The 3,316-nt window shown below is 38.3% G+C and carries 2 protein-coding genes and 2 pseudogenes; 1 reads left to right on the forward strand and 3 read right to left on the reverse strand.

Annotated features, from left to right (window positions below):
- Positions 1-125 precede the first annotated feature (125 nt).
- The 3 genes and pseudogenes from DEH07_10050 to DEH07_10060 form a co-directional block, all read right to left on the reverse strand.
- Positions 126-404, reverse strand: a pseudogene (locus DEH07_10050) (hypothetical protein).
- 266 nt (positions 405-670) lie between these two features.
- On the reverse strand, positions 671-889 hold the full coding sequence (locus DEH07_10055; protein ID HBY04839.1) for a hypothetical protein: 219 nt from the start codon (positions 887-889) through the stop codon (positions 671-673).
- A complete protein-coding gene (locus tag DEH07_10060; protein ID HBY04840.1) occupies positions 886-1,128 on the reverse strand; it encodes a hypothetical protein in 243 nt (80 codons plus the stop codon). The genes DEH07_10055 and DEH07_10060 overlap by 4 nt, the downstream gene beginning before the upstream one ends.
- 800 nt (positions 1,129-1,928) lie before the next feature.
- Between DEH07_10060 and DEH07_10065 the strand changes: the two are divergent.
- Positions 1,929-3,248, forward strand: a pseudogene (locus DEH07_10065) (hypothetical protein).
- Positions 3,249-3,316: the final 68 nt, after the last annotated feature.

Below are 3,316 nucleotides of genomic sequence, written 5' to 3' on the forward strand. Positions count from 1 at the left end.
TTAATCCGCTACGGCTCCTAAGGTGTTTGGAGACGCTATCATCTGGTCGGAAGACTTGAACCCGGGCCAAGCTTATGAAAGGGTGAAAGTTGTTAATCCCTTTTCCTCATAGGATGCTTATGCTGCTAACGTGTTTCCGGCAAAAAGAATGAAAGAGGATTACTTTCTAAAATACTTTCTACCTCTTCAAATCCTGGCGGAAAGGTGAAGTTGTATCGCGCGGGAAGTGCAAAAACGTACCTGTTGTTTCGACCAAGTTCTTTCGGTCCGACCGGCGCCGCCCCAATGTGGAATTTCTCCTGCTGAAGCGAACTCCATTGAGGAAGCGTAAACACCATAATCGGAATATCCTGTCGCGGGTTTTCGGCAATCCATTGAGGATGTCTGATGGAAATCAGCGGACCGGGGAAGTATGGGGACGGTCTTTTTGCTTCCTTGTTTAGGTCTTAAAGACCATATTTTGATTTAATCCAGTTACCCCCATAAGGTGTCAATGTACCTGTCCCCTTGACATCTTCGCTTGTGCAATTCCGGCTGGCGCAGCTTTATCGATAATTGTGTATATCATGATGTGGTGTTCACGACCGTTTTTTGATATACCCTGTCGGATAGAGAAAGCCTAACGATTTAATTCGGTGGCGTGCGACAGCACGTCCACTGGAATGTATTGTTATGCCATAAGCATTTTACTTTCAGATGGTAATCTATTGATAATAAGTTCCTTCAATTTTACTTTACTACTGGCATTATCTATATCAATGCCTACTAATTTCCCCTCATCATCGTAATCAAGCACTATACCTTCTGAAATTTCTGTGCTTTCAACACTCGTTTTTTCTGAAAGGTCAATATAAAGGGAATCAGTTTCGGGGTAGTATGTTAATTTCATGGCTTAAACCTCCTATCTGGAAAGGCATTATGTATAGTTTGTTTATCCTCAAGGGTAATAACTCTTAATATTCTTCCTTCAAGTTCCGATATTGAACCCCAAAACCTGAATCGATTATGTTCTTGGGATTCAACTTTAATTGGATTTTCGATAACTTGAATACACCATTCTTTCTTAAGATACGGACGCTTTCTGATTACCTCATTTTTAAAATATTCAGTGAATTTATATTTATCCATTATATTTGCTTCTACTTTTTATTTTACGGCTTAACATTGACTTTTATATTTGTTCTTTCATTATTAATTAATTTTATATTATAAAATACCGATTGTCAAAAGAAACCATATAAAAAGAAATCACATAAAAAATCCCATAAAAACTGATTTATGTTTTACATGGAGAGCCGAAATATGGTATATTGTTAGCCGGTTATTAATATGTGTAAGCGTGATAAGTTATGAAAAGTGATAATTTGAATGACTTCCAGCGTTATATTGTCTCTAAAACGGCTGTTAATGAGAAAAATGCTCCTTGTTGGGTGAGGTAGGTTTCTTCCTATTATACGGTGAGGCAAGAGACCGCCCCATGCCCCCCCCATGCCTCCCCCCATGCCTCTTGCCTTCCCTGACCTGTTTACGAAAAATGATTCTTTATTATTATAAAAATTAATTTCACCTCGTGATAATCGTTGACGTTAAATGAAAGGTATGCTAAATTAAAAAGGAAGTAAAAATATTAGCCTATGTCTGAATGCCCTGGAGGGTGTCCGAGTGGCTTAAGGAAGCGGTCTTGAAAACTGCTGGGTTCATTTAATAAGAGTTCCGTGGGTTTAAATCCCACTTCATCCTTTGACAACAAAAGAAACGTTGACCATAATTTTAACAGCAACTTAGAAAAAAAGTAGCCGCCAGAATGTTTCCTGGCGGCTACTGATGTAAGTTGAAACTGAAGAAAATCCCGTTCCGATTGATGAAACATTAAAAAAGATTGCTAAAGCACGGAGCGTTTCCGTCGGAGATTTACTTAAGGAATGACTATGCCTAAAAATTCAGACTTAACTTTTATCACAAACGAAAAGGGTCAAAATCTCCTTGAGAGATTTAAAGTGTTGATTAAAGACACGGAATTTTTTGATGTCTTGGTAGGTTATTTCTACACAAGCGGTTTTTACGCGCTGTATAAATCTTTGGAGAGAACAAAAGAGATCAGAATCCTTATTGGCATTAATACCAGCAAGAAAACTATGGAATTGATGGGGCAAGCTAAACAGTCTGAATTGCAATTTTCCCACGCAGAAACAAAAGAACATTTTTCAGACTTGCTCGTGAATGAGATGAGCGAAGCTGAAGACAGCAAAGCGGTTGAAGAAGGAGTAATGAAATTTTTGGAATGGCTGCAGAGTGGGAAATTAGAGATAAAAGCTTATCCGACAGAAAATCTCCACGCTAAGTTATACATTATGTCTTTCATTGAGGGAGACCGTGATGTAGGGCGTATAATTACCGGATCGAGCAATTTTACGCAATCTGGATTGGTTGATAATCTTGAATTTAATATAGAATTAAAAAACCGGGCTGATTATGATTTTGCTAAAGCTAAATTTGAAGAACTTTGGAAAGTCGCCGTAGATGTAAAAAACAAATATATACAAACGATTCAAGAAAAAACTTGGCTCAATAATACTATCACCCCCTACCAGCTTTATCTTAAATTTCTATATGAGTATTTCAAAGACGAACTGCGCCAGACAGATGAGGTTATCTTCAAATATGTTCCGACGGGGTTTAGGCGATTAGAGTATCAAGAGCAAGCAGTATTAAACGCAAAATAAATTCTTGAAGAATATGGCGGCGTTTTCATTTCCGATGTAGTAGGGCTTGGTAAAACTTATGTTTCCGCTATGCTCGCCAGCCAGCTTGACGGCCGCACCCTTGTATTAGCGCCCCCGGTGCTTTTGGAAAAAGCAAACCCAGGTTCATGGCCAAATGTTTTTTCGGACTTCCGCGTGCCAGCAGACTTTGAATCTCTCGGCAAATTGGAACATCTTATTCGACGCGGCACGGAAAAATACAAGAATATTTTTGTTGACGAAGCGCATCGTTTCAGAACAGAATCAAATATCACCTACGAAAAACTTGCTCAAATTTGCCGCGGCAAAAGAATAGCGCTAGTTACAGCTACCCCGCTCAATAATACTCCAAAAGATATTTTAAGCCAGATTAAACTTTTCCAAAAAGCAAAGAAAAGCACAATTCCCAATGTGCCAAATCTTGAAGCGTTCTTTGGTAGACTTGAACAAAAAATTAAAAAATTGGACAGAAAACAAGAACACGCAAAATACATACAGATCCAATAATTCCAATAATTCCAATAGGAATTTCCAATATCCAATAATCCAATAAATCCAATAATCCAATAGGAATT

Source organism: Desulfotomaculum sp., assembly GCA_003513005.1.
In the GTDB taxonomy this organism is placed as follows: Bacteria; Bacillota; Desulfotomaculia; order Desulfotomaculales; family Nap2-2B; genus 46-80.